This is a genomic window from Pseudomonas sp. AC242, assembly GCF_979258655.1.
Window position 1 is genome coordinate 3,614,110 of record NZ_OZ409873.1, and the last position, 23,391, is coordinate 3,637,500.

At 58.3% G+C, this 23,391-nt stretch carries 16 protein-coding genes, 2 rRNA genes and 1 pseudogene (1 of these 19 only partly in view); 9 read left to right on the forward strand and 10 right to left on the reverse strand.

The window, feature by feature from the left end:
• Positions 1 to 95: 95 nt before the first annotated feature.
• A complete protein-coding gene (locus ACZZ0A_RS16170; protein ID WP_007910438.1) occupies positions 96 to 2,018 on the reverse strand; it encodes an ATP-binding cassette domain-containing protein in 1,923 nt (640 codons plus the stop codon).
• A gap of 214 nt (positions 2,019 to 2,232) precedes the next feature.
• On the opposite strand from ACZZ0A_RS16170, the gene ACZZ0A_RS16175 reads away from it, so the two are divergent.
• The gene (locus tag ACZZ0A_RS16175; RefSeq protein WP_463543451.1) at positions 2,233 to 4,161 is read left to right on the forward strand and encodes a transglycosylase SLT domain-containing protein; all 1,929 of its coding nucleotides are present in this window, start codon (positions 2,233 to 2,235) and stop codon (positions 4,159 to 4,161) included.
• Between the two features lie 71 nt (positions 4,162 to 4,232).
• Here ACZZ0A_RS16175 and ACZZ0A_RS16180 read toward each other — a convergent pair whose 3' ends face one another.
• Complete coding sequence (locus ACZZ0A_RS16180; protein ID WP_007910435.1) at positions 4,233 to 6,038, reverse strand: ABC transporter transmembrane domain-containing protein; 1,806 nt, start codon at positions 6,036 to 6,038, stop codon at positions 4,233 to 4,235.
• 255 nt (positions 6,039 to 6,293) lie between these two features.
• Between ACZZ0A_RS16180 and ACZZ0A_RS16185 the strand changes: the two genes are divergently transcribed.
• Positions 6,294 to 6,473: a PA1571 family protein gene (locus tag ACZZ0A_RS16185; protein WP_038369402.1), complete on the forward strand. Its 180-nt coding sequence runs from the start codon at positions 6,294 to 6,296 to the stop codon at positions 6,471 to 6,473.
• A gap of 113 nt (positions 6,474 to 6,586) precedes the next feature.
• Here ACZZ0A_RS16185 and pdxB read toward each other — a convergent pair whose 3' ends face one another.
• Positions 6,587 to 7,729, reverse strand: a complete 1,143-nt coding sequence (gene pdxB, locus ACZZ0A_RS16190) for a 4-phosphoerythronate dehydrogenase PdxB (protein WP_463543452.1) — start codon at positions 7,727 to 7,729, stop codon at positions 6,587 to 6,589.
• A 159-nt stretch (positions 7,730 to 7,888) separates the two neighbouring features.
• On the opposite strand from pdxB, the gene ACZZ0A_RS16195 reads away from it, so the two are divergent.
• On the forward strand, positions 7,889 to 9,298 hold the full coding sequence (locus ACZZ0A_RS16195) for an MATE family efflux transporter (protein ID WP_007910428.1): 1,410 nt from the start codon (positions 7,889 to 7,891) through the stop codon (positions 9,296 to 9,298).
• Positions 9,299 to 9,434: 136 nt separating this feature from the next.
• Here the strand turns inward: ACZZ0A_RS16195 and tusA are convergent, their stop codons facing one another.
• A complete protein-coding gene (gene tusA, locus ACZZ0A_RS16200; protein ID WP_039760810.1) occupies positions 9,435 to 9,686 on the reverse strand; it encodes a sulfurtransferase TusA in 252 nt (83 codons plus the stop codon).
• A 164-nt stretch (positions 9,687 to 9,850) separates the two neighbouring features.
• Entirely contained in the window at positions 9,851 to 10,924 is a 1,074-nt protein-coding gene (gene rlmM / locus ACZZ0A_RS16205; protein WP_007910422.1) for a 23S rRNA (cytidine(2498)-2'-O)-methyltransferase RlmM, read from the reverse strand.
• Positions 10,925 to 11,146: 222 nt separating this feature from the next.
• Between rlmM and acnA the strand changes: the two genes are divergently transcribed.
• On the forward strand, positions 11,147 to 13,888 hold the full coding sequence (gene acnA, locus ACZZ0A_RS16210) for an aconitate hydratase AcnA (RefSeq protein ID WP_463543453.1): 2,742 nt from the start codon (positions 11,147 to 11,149) through the stop codon (positions 13,886 to 13,888).
• Between the two features lie 289 nt (positions 13,889 to 14,177).
• Here acnA and ACZZ0A_RS16215 read toward each other — a convergent pair whose 3' ends face one another.
• A complete protein-coding gene (locus tag ACZZ0A_RS16215; protein WP_463543454.1) occupies positions 14,178 to 14,993 on the reverse strand; it encodes an aminoglycoside phosphotransferase family protein in 816 nt (271 codons plus the stop codon).
• Entirely contained in the window at positions 14,980 to 15,468 is a 489-nt protein-coding gene (locus ACZZ0A_RS16220; RefSeq protein WP_007910417.1) for an SRPBCC family protein, read from the reverse strand. Before ACZZ0A_RS16220 ends, ACZZ0A_RS16215 begins: the two co-directional genes overlap by 14 nt.
• 196 nt (positions 15,469 to 15,664) lie before the next feature.
• Here ACZZ0A_RS16220 and ACZZ0A_RS16225 point away from each other — a divergent pair.
• From ACZZ0A_RS16225 to ACZZ0A_RS16245, 5 genes and pseudogenes are all read left to right on the forward strand, one after another.
• Positions 15,665 to 16,584: pseudogene (locus ACZZ0A_RS16225) on the forward strand (ADP-ribosylglycohydrolase family protein).
• 57 nt (positions 16,585 to 16,641) lie between these two features.
• Positions 16,642 to 17,046, forward strand: a complete 405-nt coding sequence (locus ACZZ0A_RS16230; protein ID WP_007910413.1) for a lysozyme inhibitor LprI family protein — start codon at positions 16,642 to 16,644, stop codon at positions 17,044 to 17,046.
• Between the two features lie 566 nt (positions 17,047 to 17,612).
• Positions 17,613 to 18,218, forward strand: coding sequence for a hypothetical protein (locus ACZZ0A_RS16235; protein WP_007910411.1), 606 nt, complete (start codon positions 17,613 to 17,615; stop codon positions 18,216 to 18,218).
• A gap of 9 nt (positions 18,219 to 18,227) precedes the next feature.
• Positions 18,228 to 18,434 (forward strand): helix-turn-helix domain-containing protein, encoded by a 207-nt coding sequence (locus ACZZ0A_RS16240; protein ID WP_007910409.1) that lies wholly within the window; start codon positions 18,228 to 18,230, stop codon positions 18,432 to 18,434.
• An 85-nt stretch (positions 18,435 to 18,519) separates the two neighbouring features.
• Positions 18,520 to 19,191, forward strand: coding sequence for a hypothetical protein (locus ACZZ0A_RS16245; RefSeq protein ID WP_463543455.1), 672 nt, complete (start codon positions 18,520 to 18,522; stop codon positions 19,189 to 19,191).
• 65 nt (positions 19,192 to 19,256) lie between these two features.
• Here ACZZ0A_RS16245 and mrdA read toward each other — a convergent pair whose 3' ends face one another.
• The 3 genes from mrdA to ACZZ0A_RS16260 form a co-directional block, all read right to left on the reverse strand.
• The gene (gene mrdA / locus ACZZ0A_RS16250; protein WP_095114290.1) at positions 19,257 to 21,149 is read right to left on the reverse strand and encodes a penicillin-binding protein 2; all 1,893 of its coding nucleotides are present in this window, start codon (positions 21,147 to 21,149) and stop codon (positions 19,257 to 19,259) included.
• A gap of 222 nt (positions 21,150 to 21,371) precedes the next feature.
• Positions 21,372 to 21,487: ribosomal RNA gene (gene rrf, locus ACZZ0A_RS16255) — 5S ribosomal RNA — on the reverse strand.
• A gap of 151 nt (positions 21,488 to 21,638) precedes the next feature.
• A 23S ribosomal RNA gene (locus ACZZ0A_RS16260) occupies positions 21,639 to 23,391 on the reverse strand (it continues 1,141 nt past the right edge of the window).

Below are 23,391 nucleotides of genomic sequence, written 5' to 3' on the forward strand. Positions count from 1 at the left end.
TCGCGAGCAGGCTCACTCCTACAAGGGAACTGCGTTTACATATGAAAAGCCCGGCGTTCATCACTGAGCGCCGGGCTTTTTCACATCAGGAACAATCAGGCATCCAGCTCGGCCCAACGTTCCATCAACGCATCCAGCTCAGCCTGCAACTGCTCCAGCGAAGCAATCACCTTGGCTGTTTCAGCCGCAGGGCGCTGATAGAAGCCAGCTTCAGCCATTTCGGCTTCCACGGCAGCAATCTGCTGTTCCTTGGCGTCGATATCAGCGGGCAACGCTTCCAGCTCGCGTTGCAGCTTGTAGCTCAGCTTTTTCTTGGCAGCCGGGGCAGCAGCGACAGGTGCTGCAACTACAGCAGGCTCGGCAGTGACCACCGCCGAATTCAAGTCAGCCTTGCCCGACTTGCTTTCAGTCACGCCCAACAGGCGCGGCGAACCACCCTGACGGATCCAGTCCTGATAGCCGCCGACGTACTCACGCACCTTGCCTTCACCTTCGAAGACCAGCGTGCTGGTGACCACGTTGTCGAGGAATGCCCGGTCGTGGCTGACCATCAGCACGGTGCCGTTGAAAGTCAGCAGCACTTCTTCGAGCAGCTCGAGGGTTTCCACGTCGAGGTCGTTGGTCGGTTCGTCGAGGACCAGCAGGTTCGCCGGCTTGCTGAACAGTTTGGCCAGCAACAGACGCGCACGCTCACCACCTGACAGCGCCTTGACCGGCGTGCGGGCACGCTGCGGGCTGAACAGGAAGTCGCCGAGGTAGCTCAGCACATGACGGCTCTGGCCATCGATATCGATGAAGTCGCGACCTTCAGCGACGTTGTCGATTACGGTCTTTTCCAGATCCAGCTGATGACGCAATTGGTCGAAGTACGCCACGTCGATGCGCGTGCCCTCTTCCACTTTGCCGCTGGTCGGTTGCAGACCGCTGAGCATCAGCTTCAGCAACGTGGTCTTGCCGGTACCGTTGGCGCCGAGCAGGCCGATACGGTCGCCGCGCGTCAGGACCATCGAGAAATCCTTGATCAGGAACGGGCCGCCCGGGTGAGCGAAACTCACGTTCTCGAGGACCATCACCTGCTTGCCGGACTTGTCGGCCGTGTCCAACTGAATGTTGGCCTTGCCAGTGCGCTCACGACGTTCGCTACGCTCGACGCGCAACGCTTTCAGGGCGCGGACGCGGCCTTCGTTGCGGGTGCGGCGGGCCTTGATGCCTTGGCGGATCCAGACTTCTTCCTGGGCCAGTTTCTTGTCGAACAGTGCGTTGGCGGTTTCTTCAGCGGCCAGCGCAGCTTCTTTGTGCACGAGGAAGCTGGCGTAGTCGCCGTTCCAGTCGATCAGGCCACCGCGATCCAGTTCGAGGATGCGCGTAGCAAGGTTTTGCAGGAAGGAACGGTCGTGCGTGATGAACAGCACGGCGCCCTGGAAATCTTTCAGCGCTTCTTCGAGCCAGGCAATCGCACCGATGTCCAGGTGGTTGGTCGGTTCGTCGAGCAGCAGCAGATCCGGCTCGGACACCAGCGCCTGTGCCAGCAGCACGCGACGACGCCAGCCGCCGGACAACTGGGCGAGGGTCTTGTCCGCCGGCAGTTGCAGGCGGCTCAAAGTGCTCTCGACCAGAGTCTGCAAGCGCCAGCCATCACGGGCTTCGAGGTCTTGCTGAACGTGCATCAGCTTGTTCAGGTCATCTTCAGTGACGCAGTTCTGCGCAAGGTGATGGTATTCGGCGAGCAACGCGCCCACGCCATCAAGGCCTTCAGCGACCACGTCGAACACCGTCCGATCGTCGGCCACCGGCAATTCTTGCGGCAATTCGCCGATTTTCAGACCGGGGGCACGCCACACTGAGCCTTCATCGGGCTTCTGGTCGCCCTTGACCAGTTTCATCATGCTGGACTTGCCAGTGCCATTGCGGCCGATGATGCACACCCGCTCACCACGGGCGATCTGCCAGGACACCTTGTCCAACAACGGCATAGCGCCGAACGCAAGGGACACATCGCTGAATTTGAGCAGGGTCATGAGCTTCTCCAAAAACCGGGCGCGCATTCTACCTGAGTTAGGGCTTCAACAGGCCGGCAATTTATCTGTTGAAGCACTCTGCACAACATTTGTTGCGAACTTGTGCTGCGAGGCCGGCAAAGCTTTCGCCGCTTGCTGGCAAAAGGCTAAGCTACAGACAATTCAGTGCTGATTCGTGTCGGCACTTGTCATGATTTCTCTGCCCGGATGTCTCATGCGCAGTCGCCTTTTCAGTGTTTTCTCCTGTTTGCTACTTACCGCCGCTGCCGCTCAATCCGCTCAGGCGGTGGACCTGTCCACCCAACGCCAGTATTACGATGAAGCCAAGCGCGCCTTGGCCAAGGGTGATACCGGCCCGTATTTCCGCTACAGCCAGGCGCTCGCCGATTATCCGCTGGAACCGTATCTGGCTTACGACGAACTGACCGCGCGTCTGAAGTCCGCGAGCAATGCGGAAATCGAGAAATTCCTCGCCGAACACGGTGACCTGCCCCAGGCCAACTGGATGAAACTGCGCTGGTTGCGCTGGCTCGCCGACCGCGGCGACTGGGCGACCTTCGTCAAGTATTACGACCCGAAACTCAACTTCACCGAGCTGGATTGCCTCAATGCGCAATACCAGATCACTCACGACAAGAAAGCCGAAGGCTATGCCAACGCCGACAAGCTGTGGCTGACGGGCAAATCGCAACCCGCCGCGTGTGACGCGCTGTTCGGGATTTGGGCCGCCGATGGTCAGCTCACTGAGCAGAAACGCTGGGAGCGCACCAAACTCGCCGCTCAGACGCGTAACTATCCCCTGGCCAACAGCCTGGTCAACGGCCTGACCACCCTCGCCCCGCGCGGCCGTTTACTGGTGGATGTGGCGCAAAAGCCGGAACTGCTCAATCAGCCTTCACGCTTCACCCCGGCCGACGAGCCGATGTCCGATGTGGTCAGCCTCGGCCTGCGCCGCCTCGCGCGTCAGGATCCGGACAAGGCCATGGCGCTGCTCGACGGCTACGCCAGCAGCATGCATTTCTCCCGCGATGAAAAAGTCGCGATCGCCCGGGAAATCGGCCTGACTCTGGCGAGGCGTTTCGACAGCCGCGCGCTGGACGTGATGACCAAATACGATCCGGAACTGCGCGACAACACCGTCTCGGAATGGCGTTTGCGCCTGCTGTTGCGTCTGGCGCGCTGGGACGATGCGTATCAGTTGACCCGCCGCCTGCCGCAGGATCTGGCCACCACCAACCGCTGGCGCTACTGGCAGGCGCGCAGCCTGGAACTGGCCCAGCCGCAGAATCCGGAAGCGCAAACCCTGTACAAAAACCTTTCGCGCGAACGTGATTTCTACGGTTTCCTCGCCGCCGACCGTTCGCAATCGCCGTACTCGCTGAACAACAAGCCGCTTGTCCTCAGTCAGGCGCTGATCAACAAGGTGCGTAACACGCCGGGCGTGCGTCGCGCGCTGGAATTCCATGCTCGCGGACAGATCGTCGATGGGCGCCGCGAGTGGTACCACGTCAGCCGTCATTTCAATCGCGATGAAATGGTTGCTCAGGCGAAACTCGCTTACGACTTGAAATGGTATTTCCCGGCGATCCGCACCATCAGTCAGGCGCAGTACTGGGACGATCTGGATATTCGCTTCCCGATGGCTCACCGCGAAACACTCGTGCGGGAAGCCAAGGTGCGTGGCCTGCATTCAAGTTGGGTGTTTGCCATCACCCGTCAGGAAAGCGCCTTCATGGACGACGCCCGTTCCGGCGTCGGTGCCAGTGGCCTGATGCAACTGATGCCCGGCACCGCCAAGGAAACCGCACGCAAATTCAGCATTCCGCTGGCCTCGCCGCAGCAAGTGCTCGATCCGGACAAAAACATCCAGCTCGGCGCCGCTTACCTGAGCCAGGTGCACAGCCAGTTCAACGGCAACCGCGTCCTCGCCTCCGCCGCCTACAACGCCGGACCGGGTCGCGTACGCCAATGGCTGCGCGGCGCCGATCACCTGAGCTTTGACGTGTGGGTAGAAAGCATCCCGTTCGATGAAACCCGTCAGTACGTGCAGAACGTGCTGTCTTATTCGGTGATCTACGGCCAGAAGCTCAACTCGCCACAGCCGCTGGTGGATTGGCATGAGCGGTATTTTGATGATCAGTGATCCAGCGCTTAGTGCCGGATAACGAAAAATGCCCGTATCTCGCGATACGGGCATTTTTTATGGGCACGGCCTTAGTGAATGGCAGGATCGGTGACAGGATTCGTTGAAGCGCTCTTGCCATCATTGAACTGCAACGCCGCCAACCGTGCATACAGCGGATTGCTGGCAATCAGCTCCTGATGAGTACCAATGGCCACCAGCTTGCCCTGATCCATCACCGCAATCCGGTCAGCGTTTTTCACCGTGGCCAGTCGATGCGCGATCACCAGCGTGGTGCGGTTCTGCATCAGGCTCGGCAAAGCTTCCTGAATCAGATGCTCACTCTGCGCGTCGAGGGCGCTGGTGGCTTCGTCCAGCAGCAGGATCGGTGCGTCGACCAGCAACGCCCGGGCGATCGCCAGACGCTGACGCTGCCCACCGGAAAGACCGAGACCGCCATCGCCGAGATGGGTCTGATAACCGTTGGGCATTTTTTCGATGAAGTCATGAGCGTGGGCAATTTTTGCCGCTTCCTTGACTTGCTCCAGCGTCGCCCGCGGATTGCCGTAACGAATATTTTCTTCAACGCTGCCGAAAAACAGCGCCGGCGATTGTGATACCAAAGCGAAGTGACGGCGCAGGTCCAGCGGGTCGAGGCTGGTCAGCGGCACACCATCGATAAGAATCCGCCCTTCCACGGGGTCATAAAAGCGCAATAGCAAATCGTACACCGTGGACTTGCCGGCGCCCGATGGCCCCACCAGCGCCAGCGTCTCGCCGGCCCGAATGGTCAGGTTCAAGCCGTTGACGGCATAGCTTTCAGGACGCGACGGATAGGAAAAACGTACTTCCTGTAATTGCAGTTCACCCCGCACGCGCTCCGGCAGGGTCACAAGCCCGGCGGTTGGCGGCTGGATGATATTTTCCGAACCCAGCAATTCAGCGATCCGCTCGGCGGCACCTGCCGCACGTTGCAGCTCGCCGATCACCTCACTCAAGGTGCCGATCGCACTGCCGACGATCAGGCTGTAGAAAACAAACGCCGCCAGTTCGCCTCCAGTGATACGTCCGGCGATCACGTCCATGCCGCCAACCCATAACATCACCGCCACCGCGCCCAAAACCAGCACGATCACCATGGTGATCATCCATGAGCGCTGGAAGATACGTTTGCGTGCCGTGTCGAAGGCGTCCTCGACCGTTGTCGCAAAACGTCGCTCATCCTGCACCTGATGGTTGTAGGCCTGCACGGTTTTGATCTGGCCGAGGGTTTCCGACACATAGCTGCCGATATCGGCGACGCGGTCCTGGCTCAATCGCGACAGATTGCGTACGCGTCGGCCGAAAATCAGGATCGGCGCGACCACGAACGGCAGCGCAATCACCACAATGCTGGTGAGTTTCGCATTGGTCACGAACAGCAGGATGACACCACCAATGACCATCAGCAGGTTGCGCAGGAACATCGACAGCGACGAGCCGATCACCGATTGCAGGAGTGTCGTGTCGGCAGTCAGCCGCGACTGAATCTCCGAACTGCGATTGTTCTCATAGAAGCCCGGATGCAGATAGACCAGATGGTTGAACACCTCACGGCGAATGTCGGCGACGCAGCGCTCGCCGATCCACGATACCCAGTAAAACCGTGCGAACGTGCCGACCGCCAGGCCCAGCACCATTAACATGAAGATGCCGATGCTCTGATTGAGCTGATGCGGCGACTGAGTCATGAAGCCGCGGTCGACCAACAGTTTGATCCCCTGCCCCATCGATAACGTAACGGCGGCGGTGACGATCAACGCCAGCAGCGCGCCGATGACTTGCCAGCGGTAAGGAGCCAGAAATCGAGTGGTCAGACGCAGGGCGCGCCGGTGCCTTGACGAAAGCTTCGGGGTCATTCAGGTACGCATCCGTGTTGATGAAAGGGCTAGCGTAAACCTTCTTTGGGGTGGAACTCTGTAAATCACAATGAGTCAGGTTAAATATGCCCCCAAAGACTAGGCCATAGTTGCTATCGGTCTAACGTCGCGGTTGAGACGAACGGTCATTTCTGTTGGACTGGAATGGCCGCTCATGACGGATCGAAGGCGCTGTCACAGCCTGGTCACGTGGCGGTTTTAATCTGGGTACACAACCTGATGAGGAGACAGGCCATGTCCTTGCAACACAGCAGCGAAGACAAAATTGAAGTGATCCGCACCAAGCCCGGCCAATCTCTGGGTTGCTCGATACTGGATAAGGATGGGCGTGAAGTACCGATCACTGAAGAGATGATCCAGCAAGCCTGCAGCGAGCTGGAGAAGCGATTGGTCAAGCCTGCCGAACAAGAGTGATATAGCCACCGTCTTCCTGACCCGGCCCCTTTGGCCGGGTTTTTTCTGTCTGCAGATCAGGTATTTGTGGCGCGGCATTCGCGAGCAAGCTCGCGAATCGCCCATCTCGCTTTCTAGACAGGTACCGCACCCAGCGCCGACACGATCTTCGCCAACGCCGGCGAATCCCCTTCAATGCGCACCTTCAGTCCTTCAATCTCGCGCCGCACCGGATATTGCTTGCGCAACACGTCGAACGCCGCACGCTGCTCGCCGACATTGCCTACGAGGCTGCGGCGAAAATCCGCGTCATCGCGGCGCGGGTCGTACACCCCACGGCACAACATCGCCAGCGCCCAGGCCGGATCGCTGTCACCGTGCAGGGAAACTTCCGACAACCACGGTGCCGGCAACAGATCACTGAGTTGAATGCTCGCCGCTTGACCGAGGAATGTGCAGTAAGCCTGATAGATCTGCGCCGTTCCGCGCTGTTTGCCATCAAGGCTATAACCGGCAATGTGCGGGGTGGCCAAGACGCAGAGTTCGGCCAGCGCAACATCCACTGCAGGTTCTGCTTCCCAGACATCGAGAACGGCTTGCAGGTCTTCACGCTCCAGCAACACTTCGCGCAGGGCAAGGTTATCCACCACGGGACCACGGGCCGCGTTGATCAGCCATGCGCCGGGCTTGAGTTGCTGCAAACGTTGCTGATCAAACAGATGCCAGGTCGCGCCGTCGCCGCTGCGCGTCAGCGGCGTGTGCAAACTGATCACATCGCACTGCTCGATGATCTGCTCGAGGTTGACGTAATCGCCGCCTTCGGCAGCCTGCCGTGGCGGGTCGCAGACTTTGACGTTCCAGCCCAGGCCCTTCAGGACCTTGATCAGCCGTCCACCGACCTCACCCGCGCCGACGACCCCGTAGGTGCGCTGAGTCAGATCGACGCCTTCGATTTCGGCGAGTGTCATCAGACTGCCCAGCACGTAATCAACCACGCCGCGGGCATTGCAGCCAGGCGCACTCGACCATGTGATGCCGGCCTCATTGAAGTAGTCGAGATCCAAATGATCAGTGCCGATGGTGCAGGTGCCGACAAAGCGCACCTTGCTACCCTCAAGCAAAGCACGGTTGACGTTGGTCACCGAGCGCACAAGCAATACGTCAGCCTGCTCGACCGTCGCTCGGTCGATGGAACGGCCCGGCACCCGGCGGATCTCGCCGAAACCGGCAAAAAAGGCATCGAGCAGCGGGATATTTTCGTCGGCAACAATCAGCATGGCGGGCTCCTTTGGCGGATCGGCAGTTTAGGTGCAGATCGGTCGCTGAGCCAGCGAGCTTTGCGCTTACAAATCCGCAACAGAGGATTTTTCCTGACCAAGGCGTCAGCGGCGTAGAATGCGGCGCCTTGCGCATCAACACCTGTGGACGTTTTGCCCGTGAATTCTGTAACTGATCAACCTGTCGCTGTTTCCCTGACCCGCCCGGCGCGGATTCGCCTGGAGTTCAAGAACCTGCTCGCCCTGGCGTTGCCGATCATCATCGCGCAACTGGCGACCACGGCCATGGGCTTCGTCGATGCGGTGATGGCTGGCCGCGTCGGGCCAAAGGATCTGGCGGCCGTTGCGCTGGGCAACTCGATCTGGGTGCCGGTGTTTCTGCTGATGACCGGCACCCTGTTGGCAACCACGCCGAAAGTTGCCCAGCGCTTCGGTGCCGGTACCCACAGCGAAATCGGCCCGCTTGTACGTCAGGCGTTGTGGCTGGCACTGGTGGTCGGACTGATTGCGACGGCGATGCTGGTGGCCGCCGAACCGGTGCTGCACCTGATGAAGGTCGATCCCGAACTGATCGGCCCGTGCATGCAATACCTGCACGGCATCGCCAGCGGTCTGCCAGCAGTGGCGTTCTATCACGTGTTGCGCTGCACCAGTGACGGCATTGGCCGTACGCGTCCGGCGATGGTACTGGGCCTGTGCGGTCTGGCGCTGAACATTCCGCTGAACTACATCTTCATCTATGGCCACTTCGGCGTGCCGGCGATGGGCGGCGTTGGTTGCGGATGGGCCACGGCGATTGTGATGTGGGTGATGGCGCTGGGGCTGGCCGGTTATGAGCGCTGGGCACCGGCCTATCGTTCGAGCGAAATCTTCAGCCGTTTCGACTGGCCGCAATGGGCAGTGATCAAGCGTCTGCTGGCAATTGGTCTGCCGATCGGCATCGCCGTGTTTGCCGAGTCGAGTATTTTTGCCGTGATTGCGTTGTTGATCGGCAGCCTCGGCGCCACGGTAGTGGCCGGGCACCAGATTGCGCTGAACGTCAGTTCGCTGGTGTTCATGATTCCCTACTCGTTGGGCATGGCGGTGACCGTGCGTGTCGGTCAGGCATTGGGCCGCGAAGAACCGCGTGAGGCGCGCTTTGCCGCTGGCGTCGGTATGGGCACCGCGCTGGCCTACGCCTGTCTGTCGGCGAGCATGATGCTGTTGCTGCGCGAGCCGATTGCGGCGATCTACACCGCTGACCCGACGGTGATTCACATTGCGGCGATGCTGATTGTGTACTCGGCGCTGTTCCAGTTTTCCGACGCCATCCAGGTGACCGCTGCCGGCGCACTGCGCGGTTATCAGGACACGCGGGTGACGATGATCCTGACCCTGTTCGCCTATTGGGGGATTGGTTTGCCGGTGGGTTACGCCCTCGGCCTGACCGACTGGCTCGGCGAGCCACGCGGCCCGAGCGGCTTGTGGCAGGGTCTGATCGTTGGCCTGAGCTGCGCGGCGTTGATGCTGTCGATCCGCCTGACACGCAGTGCACGCAAGCGTATTCGGATCAGTCGCTCGGCGGGCTAAACCCTTAAAACCGGGACAAAAAATGTGGGAGCCAGCCTGCTGGCGAATGCGGTGAATCAGTCGCCATCAATAGTGACTGAGATACCGCTTCGCGAGCAGGCTCGCTCCCACATTTGGTTTTGCGTTCGCCTGGGATTCAGGCGTCTTTCTTGCGAATCCAGTACAGATAAGTACCGGCCTCTTCGTGCTGGCTCACCAACTCATGGTCGAGAAACACGCAGAACTTGGGGATATCGCGTTTGGTCGACGGGTCGGTGGCGATCACCTTGAGCAGGCCGCCAGGTACCAGGTCACGGATGTGCTGGTGCAGCATCATCACTGGCTCCGGGCAATTGAGGCCGGTGGCGTCAAGGGTGCCGTCGACCGGGGTATCGATCATTTCACTCATGATTCACTCCTGAAACTGGCCGGCATTGTCGCGCATTGCCAGGTATTCGGTCATCTGTGGCGTTACGCCACACCCTGTGTAGGAGCTGCCGCAGGCTGCGATCTTTGCTTTTTAAGATCAAAAGATCGCAGCCTGCGGCAGCTCCTACAGGGTTTTGCGGTGTATCAGCGGGATTTGACTTTCTTGGTGTCGTGACGACGCAAGTGGCAGGTCACTTCTTCACGGTCGTGATACAGCTGCTTGCAGCCGATATCGACCTTGATCCCGCGCGCCTTGAAACCATCGGCAATGCGTTCGAGCAAGCGCTTCACTTCGGCGTAACGCTGTTTCATCGGCAACTTCAGATTAACCACCGCCTCGCGGCAATGCCCCTCGCCGATCCACTCTTCAAGCATCGCGGCATTACGCGCCGGTTTCTCGACGATGTCGCAGACCATCCAGTCCACCGGTTGCTTGGGCTTGAAGGTAAAACCGTCGGCCATCAGGTGCTGCACCAGACCAGTGTCCATCAGGCTTTCCGCCATAGGGCCGTTGTCGATGGCGGTCACCAGCATGCCGCGATTGACCAGTTGCCAGGTCCAGCCACCCGGCGCAGCGCCGAGATCAACACCAGTCATGTCGCTGTGCAGGCGATCTTCCCACTGATCACGCGGGATGAAATGGTGCCACGCCTCTTCCAGCTTCAACGTCGAACGGCTGGGCGCCTCACGCGGGAACTTCAAGCGCGGAATACCCATCGGCCACATCGCCGAATTACCGGCATCGGCCATGCCGAGAAACACTTCACGACCGCTCTTGAAGGTCAGCAGCAGACGCGGTTTATTCGCGTCTTCCACCAGTTTGCCGGCACCGATCAGAGCCTTGCGCAGCGGACCTTCGAATTTCTTGCAAAAGTTCGACAGCTCTTTGCCGTCATTGGTGTCGACGACCTCCAGCCACAGGCTGCCGCACACCGGAAAATCCGCCATGTGCGCAAGGATCACACTGATGCGATCGTTTTCCGGCAGATCGATGAAGACGCCGCGCGCCCATTGGCGCGGGAAGATCAACTCGGCAAAACGCTGGCCGCGCATCAGGCGCTCGGCGCCGTCTTCTTCGGTGCAGACAAACTCGGCGCACGCGGTGGCCGCTTTGGCCTTGGCGTAGCCGGCCACATTGAGTTGGGCGGCGAGGTCGGAAATCTCCGAACAGACTTCGCCTTCGAAGCCTGGCCGGCAATGCATGAATAGGGTGTTCATTCTTACTCCTGGGCAGAGGGCGGTGATTCGGCCCCTGCGCGATGCTCAGGCCTTGCGCTGAAGCAAAGCCTGTCACGAAAACCGGCGCATGATAGCCGATGTCGGAACCTTGGACTTGCCCATAGAGTCCAGTTATTAGCCAGCTAATGAAAACAGGGCTACGTTGATAGCTCTGCCCGTCCCCTCAATCCGTAGCCGTGCGGATTCAAAGGAGTGATTGTAATGCCGTCCCTCGATAGCCTGAAAACGCTCAAAACCCTGCAAATCGACGACAAGACCTACCACTATTTCAGTTTGCCGGATGCCGCCAAAAGCCTGGGCGACCTCGACAAGCTGCCGATGTCGCTGAAAGTCCTGCTGGAAAACCTGCTGCGCTGGGAAGATGAAAAAACCGTCACCGGTGCCGACCTCAAGGCCATTGCCGCGTGGCTCAAGGAGCGTCGCTCCGACCGGGAGATCCAGTACCGCCCTGCCCGCGTCTTGATGCAAGACTTTACCGGCGTACCCGCCGTGGTCGACCTCGCCGCCATGCGCGCAGCGATGGCCAAGGCCGGCGGCGATCCGCAGCGAATCAATCCGTTGTCGCCAGTGGATCTGGTGATCGACCACTCGGTAATGGTCGACAAGTTCGCCACCGCCAGCGCGTTCGAGCAGAACGTCGACATCGAGATGCAACGTAACGGCGAACGTTATGCCTTCCTGCGTTGGGGCCAAAGCGCCTTCGACAACTTCAGCGTGGTGCCGCCGGGCACCGGCATCTGTCACCAGGTCAACCTTGAATACCTCGGCCGCACCGTGTGGACCAAGGATGAGGACGGCCGCACCTACGCCTTCCCCGACACGCTGGTCGGCACCGACTCGCACACCACCATGATCAACGGTCTCGGCGTACTCGGCTGGGGCGTCGGCGGGATCGAAGCCGAAGCGGCGATGCTCGGGCAACCGGTGTCGATGCTGATTCCGGAGGTGATCGGTTTCAAACTGACCGGCAAACTCAAGGAAGGCATCACTGCAACTGACCTGGTGCTGACCGTCACACAGATGCTGCGCAAGAAAGGCGTAGTGGGCAAATTCGTCGAATTCTACGGTGACGGCCTCGCTGATCTGCCCCTGGCCGACCGTGCGACCATCGCCAACATGGCCCCGGAATATGGCGCGACGTGCGGCTTCTTCCCGGTTGATGACGTGACACTGGAATACTTGCGCCTGTCCGGTCGGCCGCCTGAGGTGGTGAAGCTGGTGGAGGCCTACACCAAGGCTCAGGGCCTGTGGCGCTTACCCGGTCAGGAACCGGTGTTCACCGACAGTCTGGCGCTGGACATGGGCAGCGTCGAAGCCAGTCTGGCCGGGCCGAAACGACCGCAGGATCGTGTCTCACTGCCGAATGTGCCGCAAGCCTTCAGCGACTTCATCGATCTGCAATTCAAACCCACCAGCAAAGAAGAAGGACGCCTGGAAAGTGAGGGCGGTGGCGGTGTCGCGGTAGGTAATGCCGATCTGGTCGGCGAAACCGAATACGAGTACGAAGGCCACACCTATCGCCTGAAAAACGGCGCCGTGGTCATTGCCGCGATCACCTCCTGCACCAACACCTCCAACCCGAGCGTGATGATGGCCGCCGGGCTGCTGGCGAAAAAAGCCGTGGAGAAAGGCCTGACCCGCAAACCGTGGGTGAAGAGTTCGCTGGCGCCGGGTTCGAAAGTGGTCACCGACTACTACAAGGCTGCGGGGTTGACGCAATACCTCGATCAGCTCGGGTTTTCACTGGTCGGCTACGGCTGCACCACCTGCATCGGCAACTCCGGGCCGCTGCCGAAACCGATCGAGAAAGCCATCCAGAAAGCCGACCTGACCGTGGCATCGGTGCTCTCCGGCAACCGCAACTTCGAAGGCCGCGTGCATCCGTTGGTGAAAACCAACTGGCTGGCCTCGCCGCCCTTGGTGGTCGCCTACGCCTTGGCTGGCAGCGTGCGCAGCGACATCAGCAGCGAACCGCTGGGCGAAGATCAGCAAGGCAATCCGGTGTATCTGCGGGATATCTGGCCGACCAGCAAAGAGATCGCCGATGCGGTGAATCAGGTCAGCACGGCAATGTTTCACAAGGAATACGCCGAGGTGTTCGCCGGTGATGAACAATGGCAGGCCATCGAAGTGCCGCAGGCCGCGACTTACGTGTGGCAGGACGACTCCACCTACATCCAGCATCCGCCGTTCTTCGACGACATTTCCGGGCCGCTGCCGGAAATCAAGGATGTCAAAGGTGCGCGGGTGTTGGCCCTGCTCGGCGATTCGGTAACCACCGACCACATCTCCCCTGCCGGCAACATCAAGGCTGACAGCCCGGCCGGACGTTATCTGCGCGAAAAGGGTGTCGAGCCTCGGGACTTCAACTCTTACGGCTCACGTCGCGGCAATCATGAAGTGATGATGCGCGGTACCTTCGCCAATATCCGTATCCGCAATGAAATGCTCGGTGGTGAAGAAGGTGGCAACACGATCTACATTCCGACCGGCGAGAAACTGGCGATCTACGACGCGGCGATGAAGTATCAGGCTTCGGGCACGCCGCTGGTGGTGATTGCCGGGCAAGAATACGGCACCGGTTCCAGCCGCGACTGGGCGGCCAAGGGCACCAATCTGTTGGGGGTGAAAGCGGTGATCGCCGAAAGCTTCGAGCGGATTCACCGTTCCAATCTGGTGGGCATGGGCGTATTGCCGCTGCAGTTCAAGCTCGATCAGAATCGCAAGAGCCTCAACCTCACCGGCAAGGAAACCTTTGAGATCCAAGGGCTGACCGGCGTCGAGCTGACACCGCGGATGAATTTGCCGCTGGTGATCACCCGTGAGGATGGCCGTCAGGAAAAGATCGAGGTGCTGTGCCGGATCGATACGTTGAATGAGGTGGAGTACTTCAAGTCAGGCGGAATTCTGCATTACGTCCTGCGCCAATTGATCGCATCGTAAGATCTGCGGATGCAGAAACACCGCCATTCGGCGGTGTTTCTGTTAGAGCAATGCACTTTTCTGTGGACGAAAAAAAACCCGCCGAAGCGGGTTTTTCCCAAGACCATTATCGACTCCCTGTCGGCAGCGATCCTTGCAAATGGTCGATCATCCGTGATCCTGAAACACTCCCTGTGTCTCAGTTGATGTGTGTAGATTACCCACTGGATCCAATCGGCAATAGTCGTAAAAGCTACCAGTGCGTGTAAGACATTCGCCATAGCAACCCTTCCGAAAACCCCTAGCCGTGTCAGGCATCGAGCATGGACGCCGCGATCTGCGCGATTTTCAGTTGCCCCGAGGCCTGTTCCAGCGCGTCATCCTCCAAAAACCAGGCTGCAGACAAACCGGAAAACGCCAATACCCATTGCAGCAGCCTGCGTCGATCAAGCCCGGCAGCCTCGACAATCACATCCAGTTGCCGGCGAAAGCGCTGGGGATCGGTGGCTGTCGGCAAGTCCGGGTTGCAAATCAGGTTGGCGTAATCAAAACCGCGCTCGCCCCTGACCCGTTTCGGATCGATGGCCAGCCAGCCGCGCGATTGGAAATCCAGCACATTGTCGTGGTGCATATCGCCGTGCAGCACCACCACATCCTGTGGATCGGCGAGCAGGGTTTCGGCGGTTTGCAGGCTCAGGCTGTAGAGACCGTCATGTTGGTCAGCAGCAACGCGCAGCGAAGCAAACCATGGCCGCAACTCCACTAACGGCGGAGGCGGCGTTTCGCGCGGTGCATGCAATCGCGCCAGCGCCGAACACAGAATCCGGCTCGCCTCGGCGTCTTCGCCGTTCATCGCCATGTGCATCAGCGAGCGGCTGCCCATGGCGCGCTCCATCAGCAAGCCATCTTCGTGATGCGCCAACACTTGCGCAGCACCATCACCGCCCCACCAGGTCATCAACCGATTGCCGTACTTCTCGTCGACATCCAGCGCAATCTTGAGCATCGCCGGCGTGTCGTTCAGGCGTACCGGCAACAAACGGCTGCCGGATGTGATGATCGGCGCACCGTCCGGCACCAGTGCCCAGCGCTCGAGCCAAGGTTCGAAAATATCAGCCACCGTCACGCTCGCGGGCCTTGGCGCTCTCGACAAGAAACTGTTCGAGTCGGCTCAACTGTTCTTCCCAGCCACGGCTATCCATGTAATACGCCTCTTTCTGGCGAATGTCGGGAATGTGCGCGAAGCCCGATTCAGAGACCTTCAGCAGCGTACCACCCTCGAAATCTGCCAGCTCGAACCTGACCAGCGTGGTCGGCTCCTGGGAATAGTCGATTTTCGGGTTCACCGCATACGGATGCCAGCGAAACGAAAACAACTGCTGCGGCTCGACCCGCTCGATCAGCACATTCCACAACACATGTTCATAACCTGGATACGTGACCTGCCCTTGCGTCCATTCACCGGCAATAAACCGTCTGCCCTCAAGCGCCACCCCAAACCACTGGCCAAACGCTTCGGCATCGACCAATGCACGCCAGACATGCGAACGCGGCGCCTTGAGCGTGATTTTGCGTTCGAAACTATTGGGTACTGGTTTCATACGTCACCTCCTGTTCTGAACACTAGGCCTGTATGACCACATGTCCAATGTGAAGTTGTATCAGGGCGGTGCAGTCGTTCACCAGCAAGGACACATCAAGCTGCACTTTTTTACCGGTGCCGTGATGGTTCCAGACACCCTGCGCCCATCGAAACTGTTACCTTTTCCAGCGAATTTGAATCTACAAGGACGAATCATGCCGCCATCCCTCGCGGAACGTTACCGCGGAGCCCTGCTCGGTCTTGCGTGCGGCGACGCTGTCGGTACTACGGTTGAGTTCAAACCACGGGGATCATTCCAACCGTTGACCGATATGATCGGTGGTGGCCCATTCCACCTCAAGCCCGGGCAATGGACCGATGACACCTCGATGGCGCTGTGTCTGGCGGAAAGCCTGTTGAACAAAAATGGTTTCAATGCTGCTGATCAAATGGGCCGCTACCTCAACTGGTGGCAATGGGGTTATCTGAGTTCGACCGGTGAGTGTTTCGATATCGGCATGACCGTCAGTCAGGCGCTGGCGCAATATCAACAAACCGCTGATCCCTTCGCCGGTTCGCCCGACCCGTACAGCGCCGGCAACGGTTCGCTGATGCGCCTGGTACCGGTGGTGCTGTTCTACTTTCCCGACGCCCGGCAAATCCAGAGCTTGCCGCCGACAGTTCGCGAACCACCCACGCAGCACCTGAAGCCATCGAATGCTGCCAATTGTTGGCCGCGGTGATCGCCAGTGCGCTTGAGGGCGCGAGCAAAGCAGAACTGCGTCAACTGCCACTCGCCAGTTTCTCGCAGCCCAAGGTCGCTTCCATCGCGCGTGGCGATTATCTCAGCCTGTCCGAGACGGACATCAAGGGCAGCGGCTACAGCGTACAGTCGCTGGAAGCGGCGTTGTGGTGCTTTCATCACACGAACAGCTTCGAAGCCGCCATTTTGCAAGCCGCCAACCTGGGCGATGACGCCGACACCACCGCCGCGATTACCGGTCAGTTGGCCGGCGCCTATTACGGCGTGCGGGGGATTCCTGAACACTGGCTGGAAAAGCTGCACGACGGTGAAGAGATTGCGGCGACCGCCGACCGTTTGCTCGCGGCTTCCCGAATGCGCCCGCAAGAATAGACGCGACACAGCCGCTACACTGCTCCGCACTTACCTTCGATACAGCGAGATTTGACCATGTCCCCACGCCTGCTTCTGGCCCTGACACCCTTTCTGTTGACTCCCCTCGCCCACGCCGCCGTCGACTGCGCGAATGCCAGCGATCAGGCGACGATGAATCAATGCGCCGGGGAGGACTTCAAAGCGGCGGACAAGGCGTTGAACGCGGTGTATCAGCAAATCACCGGGCGTTTGAAGGACAACCCGGATGGCAAGAAGCTGTTGGTCAGTGCACAACGGGCGTGGATCGGGTTTCGCGATGCCGAGTGCAAGTTTTCATCGTCCGGAGTTACTGGCGGGAGCGTTTATCCGTTGATCTACAGCAACTGCCTGACGAGCGTGACCAAGGTGCGGGTTGAGGCGCTGAAACAGTATTTGAAGTGTGAAGAAGGTGACATGAGCTGCCCGGTGCCGGGGGCCTGATTTTTGCGGCGGTGTTGAGGGATCTTTCGCGAGCAGGCTCTCTCTCACATCGGAATGCATTTCAAATGTGGGTTAACGGCCGTGCAATGCGTTGCGCGTGATCATGTTCTGCTCAGGACGATACGACTCGGCCCTGTACACACTCGCACACACGACAGGTGCACCACTGCGCAAACTTTCCTCAAGCAACTGAGGGGGACTGGTCGGTCAACTTGAAAAAAGTTCGCCGCTCGCGGGAAAACTTCATTACCGAAATCAAGTAAGCCCTATACGAGCGGGCGACTGAAGCATGCCTGTGGCGTGTGTCCCCGCTCTAATCAATCCCTGCCCCGTCATCGATACCAGCGCCCACCGAGTGGATCGCGCCCCTCCTCTATCGACTTGCTTCGAATTCGACAGCCTATCGACATTGAAATCCCCCAAAGCGAATGCACTGAAGATGCTGCTGTAGCCCCGGCACCTCGACACCAAGAGCGATCTTCACAAAACAGGAACAATTTATTATTGCGATTCGATAATTTAACATCGAGAATTAGTCATTCCCAATGACACCGCAAGGATTTTTCATGAGTACTCGTAACAACGGATTGGCACTGCAACGCATGCATTGGGTCGGACTACTGGCAGCGATTCTTGTCTGGGTTTTGGGGGTGACCGAGGTTGGTGGCAACGCTTCGATCTGGTTCTTCAAAACGGATGAAATGCTCGCGGCTCTGCTCTACGCCTTCGCCGAAAACTCGCCGCAATTGCTTGATCCGTTTGTCGAAGGTGCGCTGCTTGCCCCTGACACATGGCTCTCGCCACTGGTCACTGCGCTGCTCGTCGTTCTGGATTTCCTGCCCGTTCTGCTTTCGACCTACGTACTCTGGCTGACAGGGTTGTTTTTTCTGCGCTTGTCCCGCGGCGAAACCTGGACCGAGCGCAACATCAAGCTGCTGTGGCGAGTGGGGATTCTGTGCATCATTTCTCCGGCCGCCTACCCGCTGGTAGAGACCTTGCAAGGTTTGACACTGTCGATTGATCTGCCACCTGGAGATCGCATTTTTCAGTTCTCGATTGGCCTGTCTTCCACTTCTGCCTACGAGATTGTCAAAGGCGTATTGCTCTGTTTGTTTTCAATTATCATGCGCGATGCAAAAGTACTCAGCGATGAGCAAAGCCAATACATATAGAACAATACAATGACCATTATCGTCCGCCTTGACGTTGTCATGGCCACGCAAAAAATTCGCTCGAAAGAGTTGGCCAGCCTGCTGGGCATCACCGAGGCCAATCTGTCATTACTGAAGAATGGCAAGGTCAAGGGCGTGAAGATGGCCACCCTGGACAAGCTCTGCGCAGCACTCGATTGCCAGCCAGGCGATTTGCTGGAATACCAGAAAGACTGAGCCTTGCGCAGGCGCGCAAGTTAATTGTCGCCAGTCCACACCGTTTAACTCTTATTCAATCCTTAGTTTATAAGGCGGCTTTGTCATGACCCGGTTTTTACTCTGCGCGCTGTTTTTACTGACAGCGTTGATCAGCGGCTGCGCCACGCAAATGGACGTAGCGCTAAATGCGACACCCGATCCGGACTATCATTTTGACCGAAAGGCGATTGTGCTGGTGACGTCTGCGAGTGGCAGCGACGAAAACGCTCTTAATGCCCGCTACTATCTTCGCGACATGGTTAACGCGCTGAAAGACAGGGGTTTCCAGGAGGTCTATACCGACGCCAGTCTGCCGAAGAACCATGCGCCGATAAAAATGACCGTCAGCCTCGATGTCGGCAGCCGACAGGTGACCTACCGCTATACCGCCACCGACTATGGGCAAGTGCCGACCAGCACCTCTACCGTGTGCAAGACCAGCAAGAAAAAAAACGATCGACTGACCTGCACGAGTAAACCGAACACGACCTATGGACCGGTAGGGACCTCGGAGCGCACCGGTTACACCACGCTCAGCACCTTCGTTGCCACTGCCCGCGATGAAGTCAGTAAGCGCCCGGTCTACCTGCTCCGCGCTTCGTCCTATAACGAGGACTGCCAATCCTCCAAGGTTGAAGACTTTCTAGTGGAACAAGGCTTGCAGAACCTGAACTTCGAGGACCGTCTGCAGCGCAATTACACCGTCACGATGCCCGAGGGTTACCGCTGCAAATAGGCTTTGCAGGACAGTTCACAGTACCGGCTCAGCTTGCATGAGCCGGTACTGTGAACTGTTGAAGGTTAAACGTGCGGGTCACCCGGCGCTTTGGTCGGCGCGGCGTACTGCGGCTTGAGATGGCCGTCCTGATCAAGCAGCCAGGCGTCCATGATCTGCCGCACCACAGGGCCTGCGACACGACCACCGGCCTCGCCGTTTTCGATCATCACCGAAATCGCGATCTTCGGATGCTCGGCCGGGGCGAAGCCAACGAACAAGGCGTTGTCGCGATGGCGTTCCAGGGTTTTCTCGCGGTTGTATCGCTCGCCCTGCTTGATCGCCACCACTTGCGCGGTACCACTCTTGCCGGCGATGCGATATTGCGCACCGGCGGCGGCCGCACGAGCGATACCCCGGGCATCGTGCATCACCATCTGCATGCCGTGATTGACCTGCTCCCAGTCTCGCGGATCCTTGAGCAGGATGTTCGGCATCGGATGCTCATCGACCGGGGCGACGCCATCGACGGTTTTAGCCAGGTGCGGCCGGTTCCATACACCTTTGTTAGCGATCAATGCCGTGGCTTGAGCCAGTTGCAGCGGCGTGACCTGCATGTAGCCCTGGCCGATGCCAAGGATGACCGTTTCGCCAGGGAACCAGGCTTGCCGGCGGGTCGCACGTTTCCATGCTTGCGATGGCATCAGGCCGGGCGACTCTTCGAACATGTCCAGCGAGACTTTCTCGCCGAGGCCGAACATCGCCATGTAATCGTGCAGTCGATCGATACCGAGCTTGTGGGCCAGATCATAGAAATAGGTGTCATTGGAACGCATGATTGCCGCGTCCATGTCTACCCAACCGTCGCCGCTGTGATTCCAGTTGCGATACTTGTGATCGAAGTCCGGGAGCTGGTAATAACCGGGGTCGAAGACGCGGGTTTGCGGCGTCACAACACCAGCGTCTAGGCCAGCGATGGCCACCTCTGGCTTGATCGTCGAGCCCGGTGCATAGAGACCGCGCAGTACGCGGTTGAACAAAGGCCGGTCGATCGAATCTCGCAGTGCCGAATATTCCTTGGAGCTGATACCGGTGACGAACAGATTCGGATCGAAGCTGGGATTGCTGACCATGGCCAACACTTCGCCGGTCGACGGATCGAGCGCTACCACCGAACCACGACGATCGCCAAGCGCGGCTTCGGCAGCTTCCTGCAGCTTGATGTCGAGGCTCAGGACGATGTTCTGACCAGGCACCGGATCGGTGTGTTTGAGCACGCGGAGTACGCGACCCTGGGCGTTGGTTTCGACTTCCTCGTAACCGACGTGGCCGTGTAACTGCGCTTCGTAGAAACGCTCAATGCCGGTTTTGCCAATGGATTGGGTACCGCGATATTCGACCGAGTCGAGGGTCTTGGATTCTTTTTCGTTGATCCGGCCGACGTAACCGATCGAGTGGGCAAAGTGCGCGCCAAGTGGGTAATGGCGGACGAACTGTGGCTCGACATCCAGACCGGGGAGGCGGAACTCATTGACGGCTAGTACGGCAATTTGCTCTTCCGTCAGCTCATAGAACAGCGTCACCGGCGTAAACGGGTGGCGGGACTGCTTCATGGCTTTATCGAAGACTGTGCGATCTTCTGCAGGCAGGTGCAGGAGATTGATGACCTCATCCAGTTCTTGATTGACGTCGCTAGCGCGTTCGCGGGTGATGGTCAGGTTGAAACTGGGACGGTTATCCGCAAGCAGCACGCCATTACGATCGTAGATCAAACCGCGTGTCGGCGGGATCGGCAAGACGTGGACGCGGTTGTTTTCGGAGATGGTCGAGTGATAGTCGAATTCCACCACCTGAAGGATGTACAGGCGCACGACAAGGGCGCAGCTGATGGCGAAGACGAACAAGGCGCAGGCGATCAGCCGTTTGTTGACCAGGCGCGTCTCTTTTTCGTGGTCCTTGATCGGGATGGGTTCAGGCATTTCTACAGCAACTCTTTGACATAAATGAGTGCCGATCCGTGGGCATGACATCAGTCCGTTAAAAAACGAGCTGCACCATACCAAAAACTGCCCGGTCATTTCAGAAGGAATTTCCCCAATGGCCGTTTCTTGCGACGGCTGGGACAGCGTTGTCCCGCGAAAACTTTCCTGCGGGCAAAACAAAACCCCAACTGCTTTCGCAATTGGGGTTTCGGAATTTAATCTTGACGATGACCTACTCTCACATGGGGAAACCCCACACTACCATCGGCGATGCATCGTTTCACTGCTGAGTTCGGGATGGGATCAGGTGGTTCCAACGCTCTATGGTCGTCAAGAAATTCGGGTACTGAGTCGTGGCCTTGTGGCCTCGCTTCAGCAAATTGGGTATGTGACAGCTGGTGTTTTGTGAGTCTTTCGAACTTTCGGTTCGTTTCGTCTTCACACACCGCAATCTGGTCTCTTCGACGCAAATTGCTTGGGTGTTATATGGTCAAGCCTCACGGGCAATTAGTATTGGTTAGCTCAACGCCTCACAGCGCTTACACACCCAACCTATCAACGTCGTAGTCTTCGACGGCCCTTCAGGGAACTCAAGGTTCCAGTGAGATCTCATCTTGAGGCAAGTTTCCCGCTTAGATGCTTTCAGCGGTTATCTTTCCCGAACATAGCTACCCGGCAATGCCACTGGCGTGACAACCGGAACACCAGAGGTTCGTCCACTCCGGTCCTCTCGTACTAGGAGCAGCCCCTCTCAAATCTCAAACGTCCACGGCAGATAGGGACCGAACTGTCTCACGACGTTCTAAACCCAGCTCGCGTACCACTTTAAATGGCGAACAGCCATACCCTTGGGACCGGCTTCAGCCCCAGGATGTGATGAGCCGACATCGAGGTGCCAAACACCGCCGTCGATATGAACTCTTGGGCGGTATCAGCCTGTTATCCCCGGAGTACCTTTTATCCGTTGAGCGATGGCCCTTCCATACAGAACCACCGGATCACTAAGACCTACTTTCGTACCTGCTCGACGTGTCTGTCTCGCAGTCAAGCGCGCTTTTGCCTTTATACTCTACGACCGATTTCCGACCGGTCTGAGCGCACCTTCGTACTCCTCCGTTACTCTTTAGGAGGAGACCGCCCCAGTCAAACTACCCACCATACACTGTCCTCGATCCGGATAACGGACCTGAGTTAGAACCTCAAAGTTGCCAGGGTGGTATTTCAAGGATGGCTCCACGCGAACTGGCGTCCACGCTTCAAAGCCTCCCACCTATCCTACACAAGCAAATTCAAAGTCCAGTGCAAAGCTATAGTAAAGGTTCACGGGGTCTTTCCGTCTAGCCGCGGATACACTGCATCTTCACAGCGATTTCAATTTCACTGAGTCTCGGGTGGAGACAGCGCCGCCATCGTTACGCCATTCGTGCAGGTCGGAACTTACCCGACAAGGAATTTCGCTACCTTAGGACCGTTATAGTTACGGCCGCCGTTTACCGGGGCTTCGATCAAGAGCTTCGCGTTAGCTAACCCCATCAATTAACCTTCCGGCACCGGGCAGGCGTCACACCCTATACGTCCACTTTCGTGTTTGCAGAGTGCTGTGTTTTTAATAAACAGTCGCAGCGGCCTGGTATCTTCGACCGGCATGAGCTTACGGAGCAAGTCCTTCACCCTCACCGGCGCACCTTCTCCCGAAGTTACGGTGCCATTTTGCCTAGTTCCTTCACCCGAGTTCTCTCAAGCGCCTTGGTATTCTCTACCCAACCACCTGTGTCGGTTTGGGGTACGGTTCCTGGTTACCTGAAGCTTAGAAGCTTTTCTTGGAAGCATGGCATCAACCACTTCGTGTTCTAAAAGAACACTCGTCATCAGCTCTCGGCCTTAAGATCCCGGATTTACCTAAGATCTCAGCCTACCACCTTAAACTTGGACAACCAACGCCAAGCTGGCCTAGCCTTCTCCGTCCCTCCATCGCAATAACCAGAAGTACAGGAATATTAACCTGTTTTCCATCGACTACGCTTTTCAGCCTCGCCTTAGGGACCGACTAACCCTGCGTCGATTAACGTTGCGCAGGAAACCTTGGTCTTTCGGCGTGGGTGTTTTTCACACCCATTGTCGTTACTCATGTCAGCATTCGCACTTCTGATACCTCCAGCAAGCTTCTCAACTCACCTTCACAGGCTTACAGAACGCTCCTCTACCGCATCACCCGAAGGTGATACCCGTAGCTTCGGTG

Excerpts from the sequence above, each read along its gene's own strand:
- ACZZ0A_RS16180 (WP_007910435.1), bottom strand. The coding sequence starts at position 6,038 with ATGACCCCGAAGCTTTCGTCAAGGCACCGGCGCGCCCTGCGTCTGACC.
- ACZZ0A_RS16220 (WP_007910417.1), bottom strand. The coding sequence starts at position 15,468 with ATGAAACCAGTACCCAATAGTTTCGAACGCAAAATCACGCTCAAGGCG.
- acnA (WP_463543453.1), top strand. The coding sequence starts at position 11,147 with ATGCCGTCCCTCGATAGCCTGAAAACGCTCAAAACCCTGCAAATCGAC.
- tusA (WP_039760810.1), bottom strand. The coding sequence starts at position 9,686 with ATGAGTGAAATGATCGATACCCCGGTCGACGGCACCCTTGACGCCACC.
- ACZZ0A_RS16170 (WP_007910438.1), bottom strand. The coding sequence starts at position 2,018 with ATGACCCTGCTCAAATTCAGCGATGTGTCCCTTGCGTTCGGCGCTATG.
- rlmM (WP_007910422.1), bottom strand. The coding sequence starts at position 10,924 with ATGAACACCCTATTCATGCATTGCCGGCCAGGCTTCGAAGGCGAAGTC.
- ACZZ0A_RS16235 (WP_007910411.1), top strand. The coding sequence starts at position 17,613 with ATGAGTACTCGTAACAACGGATTGGCACTGCAACGCATGCATTGGGTC.
- mrdA (WP_095114290.1), bottom strand. The coding sequence starts at position 21,149 with ATGCCTGAACCCATCCCGATCAAGGACCACGAAAAAGAGACGCGCCTG.
- ACZZ0A_RS16185 (WP_038369402.1), top strand. The coding sequence starts at position 6,294 with ATGTCCTTGCAACACAGCAGCGAAGACAAAATTGAAGTGATCCGCACC.
- ACZZ0A_RS16230 (WP_007910413.1), top strand. The coding sequence starts at position 16,642 with ATGTCCCCACGCCTGCTTCTGGCCCTGACACCCTTTCTGTTGACTCCC.
- pdxB (WP_463543452.1), bottom strand. The coding sequence starts at position 7,729 with ATGCTGATTGTTGCCGACGAAAATATCCCGCTGCTCGATGCCTTTTTT.
- ACZZ0A_RS16245 (WP_463543455.1), top strand. The coding sequence starts at position 18,520 with ATGACCCGGTTTTTACTCTGCGCGCTGTTTTTACTGACAGCGTTGATC.
- ACZZ0A_RS16175 (WP_463543451.1), top strand. The coding sequence starts at position 2,233 with ATGCGCAGTCGCCTTTTCAGTGTTTTCTCCTGTTTGCTACTTACCGCC.
- ACZZ0A_RS16240 (WP_007910409.1), top strand. The coding sequence starts at position 18,228 with ATGACCATTATCGTCCGCCTTGACGTTGTCATGGCCACGCAAAAAATT.